Annotated in this window: 18 protein-coding genes; 14 read left to right on the forward strand and 4 right to left on the reverse strand. The window is 65.5% G+C overall.

What is annotated here, in order from left to right; genetic code table 11:
* Positions 1 to 547 precede the first annotated feature (547 nt).
* Together JQ592_RS11980 and alr are read left to right on the forward strand one after the other, a co-directional pair.
* Positions 548 to 2,059 carry a replicative DNA helicase gene (locus JQ592_RS11980; RefSeq protein WP_211403060.1) on the forward strand — a complete coding sequence of 504 codons (1,512 nt, stop codon included), beginning with the start codon at positions 548 to 550 and terminating at the stop codon, positions 2,057 to 2,059.
* A 64-nt stretch (positions 2,060 to 2,123) separates the two neighbouring features.
* Positions 2,124 to 3,383: an alanine racemase gene (gene alr / locus JQ592_RS11985; protein WP_433996415.1), complete on the forward strand. Its 1,260-nt coding sequence runs from the start codon at positions 2,124 to 2,126 to the stop codon at positions 3,381 to 3,383.
* An 11-nt stretch (positions 3,384 to 3,394) separates the two neighbouring features.
* Here alr and JQ592_RS11990 read toward each other — a convergent pair whose 3' ends face one another.
* A complete protein-coding gene (locus JQ592_RS11990; protein ID WP_211403061.1) occupies positions 3,395 to 3,613 on the reverse strand; it encodes a hypothetical protein in 219 nt (72 codons plus the stop codon).
* A gap of 41 nt (positions 3,614 to 3,654) precedes the next feature.
* On the opposite strand from JQ592_RS11990, the gene JQ592_RS11995 reads away from it, so the two are divergent.
* Entirely contained in the window at positions 3,655 to 4,425 is a 771-nt protein-coding gene (locus tag JQ592_RS11995; protein WP_211403062.1) for an exodeoxyribonuclease III, read from the forward strand.
* Between the two features lie 3 nt (positions 4,426 to 4,428).
* On the opposite strand, the gene JQ592_RS12000 is transcribed toward JQ592_RS11995, so the two are convergent.
* The gene (locus tag JQ592_RS12000) at positions 4,429 to 4,797 is read right to left on the reverse strand and encodes a GFA family protein (RefSeq protein WP_211403063.1); all 369 of its coding nucleotides are present in this window, start codon (positions 4,795 to 4,797) and stop codon (positions 4,429 to 4,431) included.
* Between the two features lie 296 nt (positions 4,798 to 5,093).
* Between JQ592_RS12000 and JQ592_RS12005 the strand changes: the two genes are divergently transcribed.
* The 9 genes from JQ592_RS12005 to JQ592_RS12045 all read left to right on the forward strand — a co-directional run bounded on the left by JQ592_RS12005 (position 5,094) and on the right by JQ592_RS12045 (position 12,124).
* Positions 5,094 to 5,834 (forward strand): FadR/GntR family transcriptional regulator, encoded by a 741-nt coding sequence (locus JQ592_RS12005; RefSeq protein ID WP_211403064.1) that lies wholly within the window; start codon positions 5,094 to 5,096, stop codon positions 5,832 to 5,834.
* A 43-nt stretch (positions 5,835 to 5,877) separates the two neighbouring features.
* Positions 5,878 to 6,777, forward strand: coding sequence for an NAD(P)-dependent oxidoreductase (locus tag JQ592_RS12010; RefSeq protein WP_211403065.1), 900 nt, complete (start codon positions 5,878 to 5,880; stop codon positions 6,775 to 6,777).
* Between the two features lie 10 nt (positions 6,778 to 6,787).
* Entirely contained in the window at positions 6,788 to 7,471 is a 684-nt protein-coding gene (locus JQ592_RS12015; RefSeq protein WP_211403066.1) for an amino acid ABC transporter permease, read from the forward strand.
* Positions 7,472 to 7,478: 7 nt separating this feature from the next.
* Entirely contained in the window at positions 7,479 to 8,147 is a 669-nt protein-coding gene (locus tag JQ592_RS12020) for an amino acid ABC transporter permease (RefSeq protein ID WP_211403067.1), read from the forward strand.
* A 1-nt stretch (position 8,148) separates the two neighbouring features.
* Positions 8,149 to 8,904, forward strand: a complete 756-nt coding sequence (locus JQ592_RS12025; protein ID WP_211403068.1) for an amino acid ABC transporter ATP-binding protein — start codon at positions 8,149 to 8,151, stop codon at positions 8,902 to 8,904.
* Between the two features lie 20 nt (positions 8,905 to 8,924).
* Entirely contained in the window at positions 8,925 to 9,716 is a 792-nt protein-coding gene (locus tag JQ592_RS12030) for a transporter substrate-binding domain-containing protein (protein WP_211403069.1), read from the forward strand.
* 68 nt (positions 9,717 to 9,784) lie between these two features.
* Positions 9,785 to 10,231: a ribose 5-phosphate isomerase B gene (rpiB, locus tag JQ592_RS12035; protein WP_211403070.1), complete on the forward strand. Its 447-nt coding sequence runs from the start codon at positions 9,785 to 9,787 to the stop codon at positions 10,229 to 10,231.
* A gap of 9 nt (positions 10,232 to 10,240) precedes the next feature.
* Positions 10,241 to 11,167 (forward strand): ribokinase, encoded by a 927-nt coding sequence (locus JQ592_RS12040; protein ID WP_211403071.1) that lies wholly within the window; start codon positions 10,241 to 10,243, stop codon positions 11,165 to 11,167.
* Positions 11,168 to 11,398: 231 nt separating this feature from the next.
* On the forward strand, positions 11,399 to 12,124 hold the full coding sequence (locus JQ592_RS12045; RefSeq protein ID WP_211403072.1) for a sulfite exporter TauE/SafE family protein: 726 nt from the start codon (positions 11,399 to 11,401) through the stop codon (positions 12,122 to 12,124).
* 6 nt (positions 12,125 to 12,130) lie between these two features.
* On the opposite strand, the gene JQ592_RS12050 is transcribed toward JQ592_RS12045, so the two are convergent.
* Together JQ592_RS12050 and JQ592_RS12055 are read right to left on the reverse strand one after the other, a co-directional pair.
* Complete coding sequence (locus JQ592_RS12050) at positions 12,131 to 14,179, reverse strand: putative bifunctional diguanylate cyclase/phosphodiesterase (RefSeq protein ID WP_211403073.1); 2,049 nt, start codon at positions 14,177 to 14,179, stop codon at positions 12,131 to 12,133.
* Positions 14,180 to 14,196: 17 nt separating this feature from the next.
* Entirely contained in the window at positions 14,197 to 15,354 is a 1,158-nt protein-coding gene (locus tag JQ592_RS12055) for an ABC transporter substrate-binding protein (RefSeq protein WP_246820373.1), read from the reverse strand.
* Positions 15,355 to 15,558: 204 nt separating this feature from the next.
* Between JQ592_RS12055 and radA the strand changes: the two genes are divergently transcribed.
* On the forward strand, positions 15,559 to 17,004 hold the full coding sequence (radA, locus tag JQ592_RS12060) for a DNA repair protein RadA (RefSeq protein ID WP_211403075.1): 1,446 nt from the start codon (positions 15,559 to 15,561) through the stop codon (positions 17,002 to 17,004).
* A 166-nt stretch (positions 17,005 to 17,170) separates the two neighbouring features.
* Positions 17,171 to 17,800 carry a CvpA family protein gene (locus JQ592_RS12065; RefSeq protein WP_011086837.1) on the forward strand — a complete coding sequence of 210 codons (630 nt, stop codon included), beginning with the start codon at positions 17,171 to 17,173 and terminating at the stop codon, positions 17,798 to 17,800.
* Positions 17,801 to 17,827 lie beyond the last annotated feature (27 nt).

Here is a 17,827-nt window from a genome sequence, read left to right on the forward strand (position 1 = left end):
GCTCGCCTCGTCTTCCCGTTTCGGGTTGGGACAATCCCCTGCCCGCCTGCCTGTTCCGGCCCTACCCCGAAAGAATCCGGGGGGATGTGATCTGTTTCACATAAGTCTGGTCGGGTCCGGCTTAGACCGTCGCCATGAGCAAAGAGACCCAAACCTCATTCGACGTGCAGGACGACCTCCGCACCGATTACGCCCTGATCGTCACGGGCGTTGGGGCGGCGCTTGTTGCGCTGGTCTACCTCCTGCTGGTCTGAAGCCGAGCCGAAGGCGGCCAGTGCGCGACATTTCGCGCGCTTCCAGATAGGTCTGCGCGCCAATCCATAAGGTTCATGGTTTCGGGCTTTTTCCATGGCCAGGGCCTAGTCGCCATTTGGGGCGGGCGAGTTCCGCCGAAATCCGTCAAGCGCGGCGCATGCTGCGGCTGCTAATCATCCACCATTTTAACTGAGCGGTTGATAGCGGACAGCTTTCGCTTCCGCTTTGGCTTGAGGCGGCGCTTTATCCCGGCCCCGCATCTGCCCAAGAAAATTGCTAAGCACGTCCGACCATGGCCCTCACTGATTCGAACGTTCTCAAACTCGCGCCCGAGGCCGGAACTCCTGCCTATCGGAGTGCTCCGCATAATATCGAGGCGGAACAGAGCCTTCTGGGCGCCATCCTGGTCAACAACGATGCCTTTTACCGCGTCTCCGACTTCCTGGAGGCGAAGCATTTCTTCGAGCCGCTGCACCAGACCATCTTCGAGACCGCCGGCAGCCTGATCCGGATGGGCAAGATCGCCACGCCCGTCACACTGAAGACGTTCCTGCCCGCCGATACCGATGTCGGCGGCATGACCATCGGGCAATATCTGGCGCGGCTGGCGGCCGAAGCGACCACCATCATCAACGCCCAGGACTACGGCCGCACCATCTACGACCTTTCATTGCGGCGCGACCTGATCGGCATCGGCGAGGACATGGTCAATGTCGCCTATGACGCGCCGGTCGACTTCCAGCCGCGGGCGCAGATCGAGGACGCTGAGCGCAAGCTCTACGAACTCGCCGAGTCCGGCCGTTATGACGGCGGCTTCCAGAAATTCTCGCAGGCGTTGGCGGTCGCCGTCGACCTCGCTGCAAAGGCGTTCCAGCGCGACGGAAAGCTGTCCGGCATCTCGACAGGCATGCGCGACCTCGACACCAAGATGGGCGGCCTGCAGCACTCCGACCTCATCATCGTGGCCGGACGCCCGGGCATGGGCAAGACGTCGCTGGCCACCAACATCGCCTACAACGTCGCCAAGGCCTATGTGCCGGAGCTGCAGGCCGACGGCACCATGAAGGCCGCCAATGGTGGTGTGATCGGTTTCTTCTCCTGCGAAATGTCGGCCGACCAGCTCGCCACGCGTATCGTGGCCGAACGCACCGGCGTCCCCTCCTCCCACATCCGCCGCGGCGGCATCTCGGAAGCCGATTTCGAGAAGATCCGGGAGGTCTCGATCGAGCTGCAATCGCTGCCTTTCTATGTCGACGCGACCGGTGGCCTGTCGATCGCGCAGCTGATGGCGCGCGCGCGCCGGCTCAAGCGCCAGAAGGGCCTCGATCTGCTGGTGATCGACTACATCCAGCTCTTGTCCGGCTCGGGCAAGCGCGCCAGCGACAGCCGCGTGCAGGAAATCACGGAGATCACGACCAGCCTGAAGGCGCTCGCCAAGGAGCTCAACGTTCCCGTGATCGCGCTGTCCCAGCTCTCACGCCAGGTCGAATCCCGCGACGACAAGCGGCCGCAGCTCTCCGACTTGCGTGAGTCCGGATCAATCGAGCAGGACGCCGACGTCGTCCTGTTCGTTTACCGCGAGGAATATTACCTCGCGATGAAGGAGCCCCGCCCAGGCACGCCTGAACACGAGAAGTGGCAGCTCGACATGAGTCTTGCGCACGGAAAAGCCGAAGTCATCATCGGCAAGCAGCGTCACGGTCCGACAGGCACCGTCGATTTGGCGTTCGAAGCCTCGGTCACGCGGTTCGGCGACCTCGCGCCTGACAGCCAGCTGCCGGCTCGCAGCGACAACGACTACTGAGTTCCTTGAACCAGACCCGCCTCTTGCGTAAAACGGCGCCATGACAATGGCGTCCGACCCGAAAATGAACCTGCAATCCGGCCTTCTCTCCGCGGAGGCCAATCAGGCTGCCGCGCTCGCTGCCTATGGCGGTGTGCTCACCGTCGATCTCGACGCGATCATCGCCAATTGGCGCAAGCTCGAGAAGACGGCGGTGCCGGCCGAATGCTCGGCGGTGATCAAGGCCGACGCCTATGGCTGCGGGGCCGAGCAGGTCGCGCGCGCGCTGAGCAAGGCCGGCTGCAAGACCTTCTTCGTCGCCACCATCGAGGAAGCGCGCAAGGTGCGCGCGGCCGTGCCGGAACCCACGATCTACGTGCTCGGCGGCTACTTCCAAAACACCGGCGAGCATTACGCCCAGATCAACTGCCGGCCCGTGATCGGCGATCTCAACGAGCTCGCTGAATGGGACGTGTTCTGCCGCCGCACCGGCTGGAACGGCGGCGCCGCAATCCACATCGACACCGGCATGAACCGGCTCGGGCTGACGTTATCGGAAGCGCAGGCGATCATCCCCCGCATCAACGCCGGCGATCACGGCATCACGCTCGTCATGAGCCATCTGGTCTCGGCCGAGCAGCTCAACAGCCCCGTCAATGCCAAGCAGCTTGCTGCCTTCCGCGGCATTGCCAGCGAATTCTCAGGCGTGCCGGCAGCGCTCGCCAACTCGTCCGGCATCTTCCTGGGCGCGCCCTTCCAGTTCGACCTGGTGCGGCCAGGGGCTGCGCTCTACGGCGTCAATCCGACGCCGGAGGCCGACAATCCGATGCAGCAGGTTGCCGATCTCAAGGCGCGCATCGTGCAGGTCCGCAATGTCGAGCGCGGCGAGACCGTCGGCTATGGCGGCACCTGGACCGCGCGGCGGCCGACCAAGCTCGCGATCATCGCGGTTGGTTATGCCGACGGCTATTTCCGCGCCGCCAGCTCCAACGACGGCACGCGCGGCGCCGAGGTGATCGTCGCGGGCAAGCGCTGCCCGGTCGCGGGCCGCGTCTCCATGGACCTGATCGCGATCGACATCACCGATCTGCCGCCGAACGCCGCACGTCGCGGCCACATGGTGACGCTGCTCGGCGAAGGCATCACCGTCGACGAGCTCGCGCATCATTTCGGCACCATCGGCTACGAGGTGCTGACCAGCCTCGGCCACCGCTACGCCCGCGTCTACAAGGGCGGCAACGTGGTCGAGCCGCTGGCAAAGCCGGCTCCGGCGGCGGCAGCCGAGCAGCCGCCCTCACCGCCGCCGATCGAGCAGCAGGCAGCCCCGCCGCCGCTGCCGGGCTAAAAGACCGAGGCCTACTTCTTCCTTCTGCTGTCCAGCGCCGCCTTGCAGGTGGCGCTGAGCTGGTCGCGCTTTGCGTTGAGACAGGCGACGATGCCGCCGCCCGGCGCAATGCCGGCGCAGAATTTGTCGTAGTCCGCCTTGCACGCACCGCGCGTTTCGGCTGACTGTGCCGAAGTTGCCCCGGAGAACGCGACGACGAATGCAATAGCGGCAAAGCTCAACTTGGACATTGTATCTCCGGAAGGCGGAAGGCGAGAGCCGGTAGCTCTACATGAAGATCGCGACATTCAACATCAACAACGTCAACCGCCGCCTGCCCAATCTGTTGGCATGGCTGCGCGCGGCAAAGCCAGATGTCGTCGCACTTCAGGAGTTGAAGGCAAGTGATGGCGAATTTCCGGCCGCTGCCATCGAAAAGGCCGGCTACGGCGCGGTGTGGTGTGGACAAAGAACGTGGAACGGCGTCGCCATCCTCGCCCGCAACGCCGAGCCGGTGCTCACCCGCGATCGCTTGCCGGGAAAGCCTGATGATCTCGAAGCACGCTATATCGAAGCCGCCGTGCGCGGCATCATCGTCACCAGCATCTACTTGCCGAACGGCAATCCGCAGCCGGGACCGAAATTCGACTACAAGCTCGACTGGTTCGCGCGGCTCAAGCACCACGCGAAAACCTTCATCAAGCAGGACCTGCCCGTGGTGCTCGCCGGCGATTACAACGTCGCGCCTGACGAGATCGACATCTATCCGACGCGTTCATGGGACAAGGATGCACTGATCCAGCCGAAGAGCCGCGCGGCCTTTGCCTCGCTGGTCGAACAAGGCTGGTGCGATGCGATCCGCGCGCTGCATCCGGAGAAACGCATCTATACGTTCTGGGACTACAAGCGAAACCGCTGGTCGCGCGATGCGGGCCTCAGGCTCGATCATCTCCTGCTCAGCCCTGCCCTCGTCTCGCGCCTCGCGAAAGCCGGTGTCGACAAGAATGTTCGCGGCGAGGATGGCGCGAGCGATCATGCGCCGGCCTGGGTGGTGTTGCGGTGACCCTCACCACAAATTCTTGCCGTCGATCATGTTCACCGGCACCGCCTCGAGATCGAAATCGTCGAACAGGCGCGCGTTCACCGCGACCTTGGGATTGTCGAAATCGGGCTTGCCGCTCGACCAGTCCGGCGACTCCGAAAAGGTGCCGCAGCCGCAACTCGCGCAGAAATGATGTTTGACCGTGCGGCTGCCCCAGAGATAGGTCGAGACATTGTCCGCCGGCGACAACAGGCGAAACTGCGCCGGCGTGTAATAGGCCCACAACGCGCCGCGCTTGGCGCAGAGCGAACAGGTGCAGCGGGTCACGCTCGAAGGCGCCTCCGTCACCTCGAACACCGTCTCACCGCAATGACAGCTTGCCTCGATCGGCATGACCCGCTCTCCCCATTTGTCAGGAGATGGTCGTAGCCGCCCGCTGCTGCCAACATGCTGTCAGCAGCAAGGCGCGCAGGGGTTGGCGGCGTCCGGGGCCGCCCAACAAAAAAGACGAAAAACAACCCCATGCACAGTAGCCGGCCCTAATCGATTCAATGCCTTAGCAGACGCTTACTGAAGCCGCCTCGCCCCACTTCCCGGCCAGGGGCGCGAACCTCTTGACCTCAGCCGATTGGTTAGCATACTGGTCTGACCAAGATCAGACCAAACGGATCAGACCAAACGGGACGGGGATGGAGCTCAAGCGGACCACTGAGGGCGAAAAAGGGTTCGAGAAGGTGTTCGCCTTCCTGCGCGAGCGCCTGCTTGCAGGCTCGCTCAAGCCCGGCGACCGCCTGATCTCCGAACGCGAGCTGGCAACCCTGCTCGGCGTCAGCCGGCCGATCGTCCGCGAAGCACTGCGCGCCCTCACCGTGCTCGGCATCGTCGAGATCCGCGACCGCATCGGCACCGTGGTGACGCGGCCAGACGTCTCCGTGCTGAACGACTTCTTCACCTTCGCGCTGGCCCAGCAGGCCGACATGCTCGACGACGTCATGCAGGCGCGCGTCGCGATCGAATGCCAGGCGATCCGGCTCGCCTGCGAGCGCGCCAACATCGCCGATTTCGAGCGCCTGCAGCGCGCCCTCGCGAAGATCGGGGAGACGATCGACGAGGCCGATGCCGGCGGTATGGCCGATTTCGAATTCCACCGCGCCATCGTCGTGGCCTCGCATTCGGAGACGCTGACGGTCCTGCACAGCTCGATGGCGGGCCTGCTGACGCATTCGCATCGCAGCCGCCGCGAGCTGGTGCAGGCCTTCCCGTCGATGAAGACCTATCTGATCGAAGACCACCGCCGCATCTTCGAAGCCGTCATCGCGCGCGATCCGGAGCGCGCGGATGCGACGCTACGCAAGCATTTTGCCATTGGCGACGAATACCGCAGGCGCGCTGTCGTCGGCGACGTCGACAAGACCAGCGCTTCAGGCTGATCGCTGACCAACCAAGAAACTAACCAAGAAACGGATCGATAACATGGGACGGAACGACAAGGGCAATGTCGGCTTCATCGGCATCGGCACGATGGGCCGGGAAATGGTGCGCAACCTGCTCATCGCCGGGCACACGGTGCGCGTCTTCGATCTCAACGAGACCGCACTGGCCGACAGCGTCAAGGAAGGCGCGACGCGCGCCAAGAGCCCCGCCGATGCAGCTGAAAGCGCCGACATCGTCATCACCATGCTGCCCGACACGCCCCATGTCGAGGCGACCGTTTACGGCGAGCACGGCCTCCTGAAGTCACCACCGCCAGGCAAGCTCATCGTCGACATGAGCACGATCTCGCCGGTCGCGGTCCGCCGCATCCATGCCGACCTGCAAAAGACTGGCGTCAGCTTCATCGACGCGCCGGTCTCGGGCGGGCCGGTGGGCGCCAAGAACGCCGCACTCTCGATCATGGCCGGCGGCGATGCGGCCGCGTTCGCCGAAGCCGAGCCGTTCTTCCGTGCGATGGGCACCACCATCACCCATGTCGGCGCGTCCGGCGCCGGTCAGACGGTCAAGCTCTGCAATCAGCTGATCTGCGGCATCAACATTCAGGCGATCTGCGAGGCGCTGGCGCTCGGACGCGCTTCGGGCCTCGATCTCAATCTGCTGCGCCGGGTGCTGCTCGGCGGCTCCGCCGCCTCCTGGATGCTCGACAAGCTCGGCCCCGCGATGATCGCGGGCGACGTATCCGCCGGCTTCCGGATCGATCTGCAGCTCAAGGACCTCCGCCTGGTGCAAGAGCACGCACAGGCACTCAACGTACCCCTGCCCGGCACCGCGCTGGTCACCAGCCAATACGTCGATGCACGCGCGCATGGCGAAGGCAGCAACGGCAACCAGGCGCTGTTCCGCGTCTATGACCGCATGACCAACCAGACCACCGGCTGAAGCAACGGCGATGAGCCTGCAACTCGACTTTCCCGCAGTGCTGGAGCGTTGGCCGAGTTTTCTCGCCGGCGCCGTCCTCACGCTGGAGCTGGCCGCCTTCGCGACGGTGCTCGGCGCCCTGCTCGGCACGCTCGCGGCGGTCGGGCGCGGCACGCACAACGCACTGATATCAGGCGCCTGCAAGGCCTATGTCGAGACCATCCGTAACACGCCGCTGCTGGTGCAGATCTTCCTGGTCTATTTCGGCCTCGCCAGCCTGGGGCTGAAATTCTCCGCCTTCGCGGTCGCCGTGGCCGCGCTGACGATCAATGTCGGCGCCTACACTGCCGAGATCATGCGCGCCGGCTTCGAGGCGATCCCGCGCGGACAGATCGAGGCGGCCGAAGGGCTGGCGCTGTCGCGCCTGCAGATCTACTGGCACATCATCCTGCTGCCGGCGGTCGAGAAGGTCTATCCTGCGCTGACCAGCCAGTTCGTGCTCCTGATGCTGGCCTCCTCGGTCTGCTCGCAGATCTCGGCCGAGGAGCTCACCGCGGTCGCCAATTACATCCAGTCGGACACCTATCGCGCGTTCGAGACCTACATCATCGTCGCCGTGCTCTACGTCATCCTGTCGCTGGTGATGCGTGCGGGCTTCTGGGGCCTCGGCCTCGTGCTGTTTCCGCGCCGGCGCCGGCTCGGCACACCGCTGTGAGATGAGCATGGGCGGACATCTCAACGTCAACCATCTGATGTTCCTCGGCCAGGGCGCGCTGTGGACCATTGGCCTGTCGGTGATCGCGCTGATCGGCGGCGGCATCGTCGGCTTCGTGATCGCCCTGGCGCGGATCTCGCCGCTCAAATCGGTGCGGCTCGCCAGCGCCGTCTATGTTCAGCTCGTCCAGGGCACGCCGCTGCTCGTCATCCTGTTCCTGGGATATTTCGGCCTCGCCGCGATCGGGCTCAAGGTCTCGCCGCTTGTGGCCGCAAGCGCCTCGCTGACGCTCTACGTCGCCGCCTATCTCGGCGAGATCTGGCGCGGCTGCATCCAGTCCGTGCCGAAGCCGCAATGGGAGGCCGCCGAAGGTCTCGCGCTGACGCGGACCCAGCGCATGATCAAGGTGATCCTGCCGCAGGCGATCCGCATCGCGACGCCGCCGACCGTCGGCTTCATGGTGCAGATCATCAAGAACACCTCGCTCGCCTCGGTGGTCGGTTTCGTCGAGCTGATGCGCTCAGGCCAGATCGTCAACAACTCGCTGTTCGAGCCGTTCGCCATCTACGCCATCATCGCCGTCACCTATTTCGCCATGTGCTATCCGCTGTCGCTGTTCAGCCAGAGGCTGGAGCGGCGGATGGGGCGCGGCAGATCCAACCTCGCACCGGCTTGACATGCAGCAGAACACCTCCTCCGCCCCCATCGTGTCGCTCCGCAACGTGCAGAAGAGCTTCGGCCCGCTCCGTGTGCTCGACGGCGTCTCCTTTGCCGTCGAGCGCGGCGAGGTGCTGGCGCTGATCGGCCGCTCCGGCTCCGGCAAGAGCACCGCGCTGCGCTGCATCGACCGTTTCGAGAAGGTCGACGGCGGCGAGATCGTCGTCTGCGGCCACCGCGTCGATCGTCCTGACGTCGACCTGCGCGCGTTGCGCCAGGACGTCGGCATCGTGTTCCAGAGCTACAATTTGTTTCCGCATCTCACGATCGAGCAGAACATCACGCTCGCGCCTTGCGCGGTGAAGGGCATGGCGACGGCCCGGGCGAAGGATCTCGCACGAAAAGTGCTGGCGCAGGTCGGACTGGAGGAGAAGCTGCACGCCTATCCCGAGCAGCTCTCCGGCGGCCAGCAGCAGCGCGCCGCGATCGCCCGCTCGCTGGCGATGCAGCCGAAGGTCATGCTGTTCGACGAGGTCACCTCCGCGCTCGATCCAGAGCTCACCGCCGAAGTGCTGAAGGTGATCGAGCAACTCGCGGCCGACGGCATGACCATGGTGATGGTCACCCATGAGATGGGTTTTGCCAAAGGCATCGCCGACCGGATCGTGTTCATGCATCGCGGCAAGGTCCATGAGACCGGACCCGCCTCGATCCTGACGACGCCGACGACGCCCGAACTCACGCAATTCGTGGGGACGGGAAACCTAAAATCATAACAGGGAGAGGAGAACCAAGAATGACCAACAAGACATTGCTGGGCACCGCCGCGTTGTGCGGCCTCATCATGATGGCAGCAACGCCGGCTTCGGCCGATCTGCTCGACGACATCACCCAGGCCAAGAAGATCCGGATCTCGACCGACCTCGCCATCCCGCCCTCGGGCATGATGGACTCGAGCATGAAGCCGACCGGCTCGGACGTCGAGGTCGCGCAGCTGCTCGCCAAGGATTGGGGGCTCGAGCTCGAGTTCATCCAGACCACGGGGGCGACCCGCATCCCCAACGTCCTCACCGGCAAGGCCGACATCATCATCTCGACCCTGTCGGTGACGGCCGAGCGCGCCAAGGTGATCGACTTCACCAAGCGCTATGCGACACTGCAATCCGATGTCGGCTGCCTGAAGTCGTCGATGGTCAAGGACTGGCCCGACGTGAAGGAAAAGTCGATCGGCGTCTCGCGCGGCACCACGCAGGACACCACCCTGTCCAACATGAAGGACAAGGACCTCAAGATCGCCCGCTATGACGACGACGCCACCATGGTGACCGCGGCCGTATCCGGCCAGGTCGATTGCGTCGGCTCGTCCGCGACCATCATCAACCAGATCGGCGTCAAGAATCCCTCGCGCGTGTTCGAGTCCCGGATCCCTCTGGCGACCTTCGACCTCGCCATCGGCCTGAAGAAGGGCGAGCCGCGCCTGATGGACAAGCTCAACGCCTGGATCACCGAGAACGTCAAGAACGGCAAGCTCAACGCGATCTACAAGAAATTCCACGGCGTCGATCTGCCGGCGGACATGCGTAGCTGAAACCAGAGAGACCCGTGACAGCCGTTTTGCGGCTGTCACGGTCAATGCCAAATCAAGAAGGACATCACATGCGTCTCGTCATCGGATCCGACCACGCCGGCTGGCCGCTCAAGCAGACTGTCATCGACCACATCCGCAAGCTCGGCCACGACATCATCGACGTCGGTTCCTATGACGACAAGCCGGTGGACTTCCCCGATATCGCCCGCGCCGTGGCGCAGAAGGTGACGTCTGGTGAAGCCGCACGCGGCATCATGGTGTGCGGCACCGGCGTCGGCGCCTCGATCGCGGCCAACAAGATGAAGGGCATCCGCGCCGCGGTCTGCCACGACGTGCATTCGGCGCATCAGAGCGTCGAGCATGATGATGTGAACGTCATGTGCATCGGCGCTCAGATCGTCGGCGCCTGGCTCGCCGTGGACCTCGTCTCGTCCTACCTCTCCGCCGAATTCTCCACCGACGAGGATTTCCGCCGCCGCGTCGAGAAGCTGCGCGTCATGGACGAGCAAGGCTGACATCCCGCCATGATCCTGGTGTTCGGGTCGCTCAACATCGATCTGGTCGCGCAGGTCCCGGTCATTCCCGGCCCCGGCCGGACGGTGCTCGCCCCGTCCTACCAGACGCATTTCGGCGGCAAGGGTGCCAACCAGGCGGTCGCCGCCGCGCGGATCGCTGGCGCAGGACGGGTCCGGATGGCGGGCCGCGTCGGCCGGGATGGATTTGGCGACAGCGCGATCGAGAACCTCCGGACGAACGGCGTCGACACCGCTCTCGTCGTCAGGGCCGACGAGCCCACCGGCTGCGCCTTCATCACGGTCGATCAGGCCGGCGAGAATGCAATCACGGTGGCCAGCGGCGCCAACATGGCCGCGCGCGCCGCTGACCTGCCAGCCGCGCTTTTCAGGCCCGACACGGTGCTCGTGCTCCAGATGGAGGTGCCGTTCGCAGAGGCGCTGGAAGCGGCGCGCCGGACGAATTCGGCCTCCGGCACCGTCATCTGGAATCTCGCGCCGGTTCCGGAGAAGATCACGCGTGAGACGGTGACGGAGCTTCTCGCCGTGACCGACTATCTCCTCGTCAACGAGCACGAGGCGGTCGACGCCGCGACCGCCATCGGCCTCGCTCCATCCGATTACGAAACAGCAAGCGCGGACCTCGCGAAGGCCGGCGACCTCACTTGCATCGTCACCGCCGGCGCGCAAGGCGCCCTGGCTGTCGCAGCGACCGGAACCCGTTTGCGCGCACCCGCCCCGCGCATCACGCCGGTCGACACCACCGGGGCCGGCGACACCTTTGCCGGCGCGTTTGCGGCGATGATCCACGAGAAGGTTCCGCTGCAAATCGCCCTCCAGGTCGGATGCGAAGCGGCGGCCCAGAAGTGCCTCAAGTCGGGCGCGCAGACCGGCATGCCGATGCGTGGCGCGATCGCGGCACTGGCCCAGACGGCCTGAGCACGGCCTTCCAATGTCGTCCCGGCGAAGGCCGGGACCCATACTCCCGGGAGAAGTTGTGGCACGAGCTGGCAACCACGATTCTTCGCCAAACTTCTCCCTGTGGTTATGGGTCCCGGCCCCCCGCGCGCAATTGCGCGCTAGGCCGGGACGACACCGGGTGTGCAGCAACTGCATTCGCGCATAGCGCCTGCTCCGGCTACACTCGTTCGATTCCCGGAGCCGCTGCCCTTGGCCTTTCTCTTCGTCCTCACCGTCGGCCTGCTCGCCGGCACCATTTCCGGCATCGTCGGCACCGGCTCGTCGATCATGCTGATGCCGGTGCTGGTCTATGCCTACGGGCCGAAGGAGGCCGTGCCGATCATGGCGGTGGCCTCCGTGATGGCGAATTTCTCGCGGATCCTGGCCTGGTGGCGCGAGGTCGACTGGCGGGCCTGCGCGGCCTATTCGGTGACGGGCATTCCGGCCGCCGCGCTCGGCGCGCGGACGCTGCTGGCGCTGCCCTCGCACGCCGTGGATCTCGCCATCGGCATCTTCCTGATCGCGATGGTGCCGGTGCGGCACTGGCTGGCGCGGCATGACCTCAAGGCCAATCTCTGGCATCTCGCCATCGGCGGCGCGGTCATCGGCTATCTCACCGGCATCGTGGTCTCGACCGGCCCGCTCAGCGTGCCGCTGTTCCTGTTCTACGGCCTCTCCAAGGGCGCCTTCCTCGCCACCGAGGCGGCCTCTTCGCTCGGCCTCTATTTCGCGAAATCCGTGACCTTCGAACGTTTCGGCGCGCTCGCGGGCGATGTGTTCCTCAAGGGCCTGATCGCGGGGGCCTCGCTGATGTCAGGCGCGTTCATCGCAAAGCGCTTCGTGCTGCACCTCAAGCCGGACGTGTTCCGCCTCTTGATGGACGCGATCATGATCGCGGCCGGGCTCTCGATGCTCTGGAACGCGACGCAGCCGTAGGCCTGCTCAGGCGGCGAATTCGGGCGCGATCGACGGGCTGTCGACGCGGACGCGACTCTCGCCGGTCTGACCCTCGAGCCCTTGCAGCACGGCCGCGAGCGGCTGCGGACGGTGGTAGAGATAGCCCTGCCCGAGAGTCACGCCCATCTCGCGCATCGCCTCGGCCTGCTCAGCCCGCTCGATGCCTTCGGCGACCAGGGTCAGCCCCAGCGTGCCGGCGAGCGATGCAATGACGCCGACGATCGCCTTGTCTTCCGCGCTGTCGGGAATCTCGCTGATGAAGGCCTTGTCGATCTTGACCTTGTCGAGCGGAAACCGGCGCAGATGGGCGAGCGAAGAGTAGCCCGTGCCGAAATCGTCGAGTGCGATCGTGGCCCCCAGCCGCCGCAGGCGATGCAACGTTTCGGAGGCGCTGGCGATGTTGTTGATCAGCGAGCCCTCGGTGATCTCGAGCTCGAGCATTGATGCCGCGACACCGAAGCGCGCGCAGGTCGCGCGCAGTTCGGCGGCCAGCGAATGGTCGGCGAGCTCGGACGGCGGCAGATTGATCGCGATCCTGATATCCGGCCTGCCGGCGGCGGCCAGTCGTTGCAGCGCGCGGCAGGCGTCGGTCAGGACATAGCGCGTCAGCCGGGCATTGTTGCCGCTGCGCTCGATCAGCGGCAGGAATTCGCCGGGACCGATCACGCCGTGGTCAGGATGGCGCCAGCGAATGAGCGCCTCGAGGCCGACGACGGCCGCGCTCTCGAGGTCGACCTGGCCTTGATACCAGACCTCGAACTGTCCTTCGGCGAAGCCTGCGGGAATGGCGAGCTCGAGATCCCTGCGGCGGCGGTAGTCGCGCTGCAGTGCCTCGTCCAGCACCGCGACGGTGCCGGGCGCCTTGCTCTTGGCGTGGTAGAGCGCGATGTCGGCGAGCGCCGGGAGATGCGACAATTCGGGATCGCCGGCGCGGCGGACGGCAAGCCCGATGCTGGCGCGCGGCACGACCTGCTTGTCGTGCAGCCGGACCGGCTCGGAGATGGCATCCAGCAGCTGGTGCGCGAAGGCCTGCGCGGTCGCCTCATTGCTGACCTCGGGGCGGATCACCACGAATTCGTCGCCGCCGAGCCGCGCTGCCCAATCCTGCGGCTCGACCGCCTCGCGAAGACGCTCGGAGATGTGGACCAGGAACCTGTCGCCGGCATCATGGCCGAAAGTGTCGTTGATGCCCTTGAAATCGTCGAGGTCGATGAAGCAGAAGGCGATCAGCGAGTCCGGGGAGCCTGCATCGCCGCTCAAGGTCACGAGGCGCTCGGACAGCGAGCGCCGGTTGGGCAGGCCCGTGAGCGGGTCGTGCGACGCCATGTGCCCGAGCCGGTCGAGCGCGCCCGACGTCGTGTGCTGCATGGCGTTGAAGGCCTGCGCGAGCTGGCCGAATTCGTTCGCCGATCTGATATCCGCCGGATAGGCGCGGCCATCCTGCTTGCTGCGCTGGATCGCCGACATGATCGCGGCGAGCGGCTTGCCGATGAAGATATTGGCCGAGATGCGCATCGCCACCATGGTGGCCAGCGTTGCGAGCAGGCCGACGACGAGAAGCAGCATCAGCCGGCCGCCGGTGTCGGCATACACGGTCGCGTAGGAATAGGCGATCGCGATGCGCCCGGCCTGCACGGCGATGTTGCCGTTGCGATAGTTGATCGGACGCGAGACTTCCGCGACCGCCTGGTCCACGGGGCGCGCCACCACGCGGGCAATCGCAACGCCGGTGTCGTCATAGACGGCCGCCGCCACGATGGTCTCGTCGTGCATGATCTCGTTGAGCACGCCCGTGACCTGGTCGTAACGCATCTTCCAGAGCGGCTCGGCGATCAGCTCGGCGCGGCTCTCGGCAGTATGGGCGGTGCGCGCATCGAGCTGGCGGATCTGCGACCAGAAGCTCGTGGCCTCGACGCCGGCGGAAGCGAGCAATTGCACCAGCAGCAGGACCGGCACGGTGGCCCAGATCATCGCGCGGACGACCGAGCGCAAGCGCCGTGGCGCACCTTGCGCGTTGCGATCCGGACCGGCCATCGCCTCACCCTCGCCCATCAGTCACCGGCGCCATCGGGACGAGCCAGGGACGAGATGAGCGCATCGAGCGAGAAATCATAACGGCCGCAGCGTCCAGCCTTCGCCCTGAACCGCGTGAAATCGATCCGGTCGAAGGCGCGCGTCTTGATGAGGTCGCCCACTGACGCCAGATTGTCGCGCGTGATCGCGGATGTCTTGACCTCGACCCGGGGCGAGGCGTCGGCGAAATCGCAGCCATCGGCGTAGTCGCGGAGCAGGACGATCGACCAGCCGCCGAGCAGGAAGTGCCCGCCGTCGCTCAGGAGCAGACGGCCGGCCCTGATCTCGCGCAGCGCCTCCTCCGACCAGTTGAGGCCGACCACCTCGATGTTCCGGCCGGGCACGAGGCCGGCCGCGCTGATCGCGCGCAGCGCGCCGAGCGCCATCGGATCGTTCCCGGCCCATATGCCGGCGGGCCGGATCTCCTTGCGTGCGGCCCAGCCCAGATAATTCGCCGTGACCTGCTCGGCCTCGGACTGCGTCCAGTTGGCGAACAGCATCCGGTCCACCACCACGTCGGGCGCGGCGTCCGCGGCAAGCTTGAGACCGGCGTTGCGCGCGATCGAGGCCGGCGTGATCTCGTCGCCGCCGATGCCGAGAATGTGGATCTTGCCGTCCGGGCTCTGCCATTTCTCGGCACGCGCCGTGGCGATCAGTGCATTCGCCATCCGCGCGCCCGCGGTCTGAAGATCGGTCGTGATGTCGCCGAGCCAGGTCTTGAGCTTCTGGCGCGGCGGCCCGAGGCGCACCGCATCCTCGCCGATCAGCGTGTTCGACAGCAGCAGCGTCCTGACCCCGGCAGCCTCGGCCGCCTCCAGGATCGGAACGGCGGCGGATTCCTCGTTCGAGAGAATGAGGAAGTCGGGCTTGTCGGCACGCGCCACCACGCCGAGCCCGAGCTCCTGCATGGTGCGGTAATTGCGCTCGCTGGTCAGTACCTCGACATGCGCATCGAGCTTGCGGCCGGCGGCCCGCATGGTCTGGGCGACCATGTCCCAATAGACTTCGCCGGTCTTGCCGGGGCTCACGAAGACGATATCGAGGGATTTGGCATTGGCCGCGGCGATACCGCCTGCCGGCGCCAGCACGCCGCAGGCCATGCCCACGGCGAGCAATATCCGCAAAAATATCGTCATTGATGGCGCCATCCCGTATCCGTTCCGAAACTGGACCCGGGTCCGCTAACATTTGGCAAAGTCCGGGGTGGCGCGGCTCCCTAGAGCTAACAAAGGGTGTACCGGTCGTGTTGAATTGCGGTACTGCGCGCTGGGTGAGCGGCCTCAAGGCCCGCCATTCCGTGCTATCAGCAGATCCCAACACCTCCGACTCAACATCCCCCAATGGCCAAGAACACGCTTTCCTTCGTCTGCCAGAACTGCGGCGCGGCCTATAACCGCTGGCAGGGCAAGTGCGAGTCCTGCGGCGAGTGGAATACGCTCGCCGAAGAAGACACCAGCGGCAGCGTGCCGGTCTCGATCCGTTCAAAACGCAAGGGCCGGACATTCGCGCTGGAGAGCCTTGCCGGAAAGAGCCCGGATGCGCCGCGCCTGTCCTCAGGCATGACCGAGCTCGACCGCGTCACCGGCGGCGGTTTTGTCCGCGGCTCCGTTTTGCTCGTTGGCGGCGATCCCGGCATCGGCAAATCGACATTGCTGACGCAGGCCACCAGCATGATGGCGCGCGCGGGCCATCGCATCGTCTACATCTCCGGCGAAGAGGCGGTGGCGCAGGTGCGGCTGCGTGCCGAGCGGCTCGGGCTGTCGGATGCTCCGGTGCAGCTCGCGGCCGAGACCTCCGTCGAGGACATCGTCTCGACGCTGTCCGAGGGCGCGGTGCCCCGGCTGATCGTGATCGACTCGATCCAGACCATGTGGACAGACACGGTGGAATCCGCGCCCGGCACGGTCACCCAGGTGCGCGCTTCGGCGCAGGCGCTGATCCGCTTCGCCAAGAAGACCGGCGCTGCCATCATCCTGGTCGGGCATGTCACCAAGGACGGCCAGATCGCAGGTCCCCGCGTGGTCGAGCACATGGTCGATGCGGTGCTGTCGTTCGAGGGCGAAGGCTCGCAGCAATTCCGCATCCTGCGCGCCGTCAAGAACCGCTTCGGCCCGACCGACGAGATCGGCGTGTTCGAGATGACGGGCCTGGGCCTGCGCGAGGTCACCAACCCGTCCGAGCTGTTCCTGTCCGAGCGCGATCTCGGCACGCCCGGCACCGCGGTCTTTGCAGGGATCGAGGGCACAAGGCCCGTCCTGGTCGAATTGCAGGCCCTGGTCGCCCCGACCTCGCTCGGCACCCCGCGCCGCGCCGTGGTTGGCTGGGACCCGAGCCGCCTGTCCATGGTGCTGGCGGTGCTGGAGGCCCATTGCGGGGTCAAGCTGTCCGGCCACGACGTCTATCTGAACGTCGCCGGCGGCCTGCGCATCCACGAGCCCGCGGCCGATCTCGCGGCCGCGGCGGCACTGGTGTCCTCGCTGGTTAATGCGCAGTTACCCACCGATGCGGTCTATTTCGGCGAAATCTCGCTGTCGGGCGTGGTTCGCCCGGTGGCGCAGACCCCGGCCCGGCTGAAGGAAGCGGCAAAGCTCGGCTTCCAGCGCGCCGTGCTGCCCGAATCGGCGCGGGGCGATGCTGGCGGTGACGCCGGACTGTCCCTGAACGCGGTCAACAGCCTGACGACATTGGTGGCCGAGATCGCCGCCCGGGGCTCCCGCCGGGGCGAATCCAGCGCGCCGGCAGAGAAAAATGCCACACCGGCAAGATTCCGCCGTGGAGAGGGGTAGCCGGTGGTGACGTCGGAGGCCCCCGCCGCTATACAGCCGTCACAAAAGCAGCATGGGATTGCGTGGTTGCGGCCTTGCCGGGAACGCCGTCTACCCCTCTTTTAGGGCGGCGGCCAAACACCGATTCGCTGAGCACCTTTGAAGTACGAGCGGACCAGACCAGCCGATGCCTGTAACACTCCTCGACCTGATCCTGCTCGGTGTGATGCTGATCTCGGGCCTGCTCGCGATGGTCCGCGGCTTCATGCGCGAAATCCTGTCGATCGCGGCCTGGGGCGCGGCGGCAATCGTGACGCTGTACTCCTTCTCGAAGCTGCTGCCGACCGCAAAAACCTATTTCAACAACGACACGGTGGCGAGCGTGGTCGTGGTGGCCGGCGTGTTCGTCGGCACCCTCGTCGTGGTCTCCGTGATCACGGTCCGGATCTCCGACATGATCCTGGATTCGCGCATCGGCGCGCTGGACCGCACTCTCGGCTTCCTGTTTGGCCTGGCTCGCGGGCTTTTGATCGTCGTGGTCGCCTTCCTGTTCTTCACCTGGCTGGTGCCGGACAAGCAGCGCCCGGACTGGGTCACGGGGGCGAAATCCCGTGTCGTGCTCCAGGGAACCGGGGATTGGCTGATGGCCCTCTTGCCTGACGACCCCGAGAACACCATCTTGAAGAGATTCAAGAAAAACAAACCAGATGATGATCAAGCTGATTCCGAGCAGCAGCCTTCGGGCAGTGGCGACGGATACAGTAAACCGGCTCGTGACAGTTTGAAAAAACTGATCGAGAAACCCGCGGCACGTTGACTTGAGCCCTAGAGAGAGGCGCGAACG

This window comes from Bradyrhizobium iriomotense (assembly GCF_018129405.1).
Taxonomy (GTDB): domain Bacteria; phylum Pseudomonadota; class Alphaproteobacteria; order Rhizobiales; family Xanthobacteraceae; genus Bradyrhizobium; species Bradyrhizobium iriomotense_B.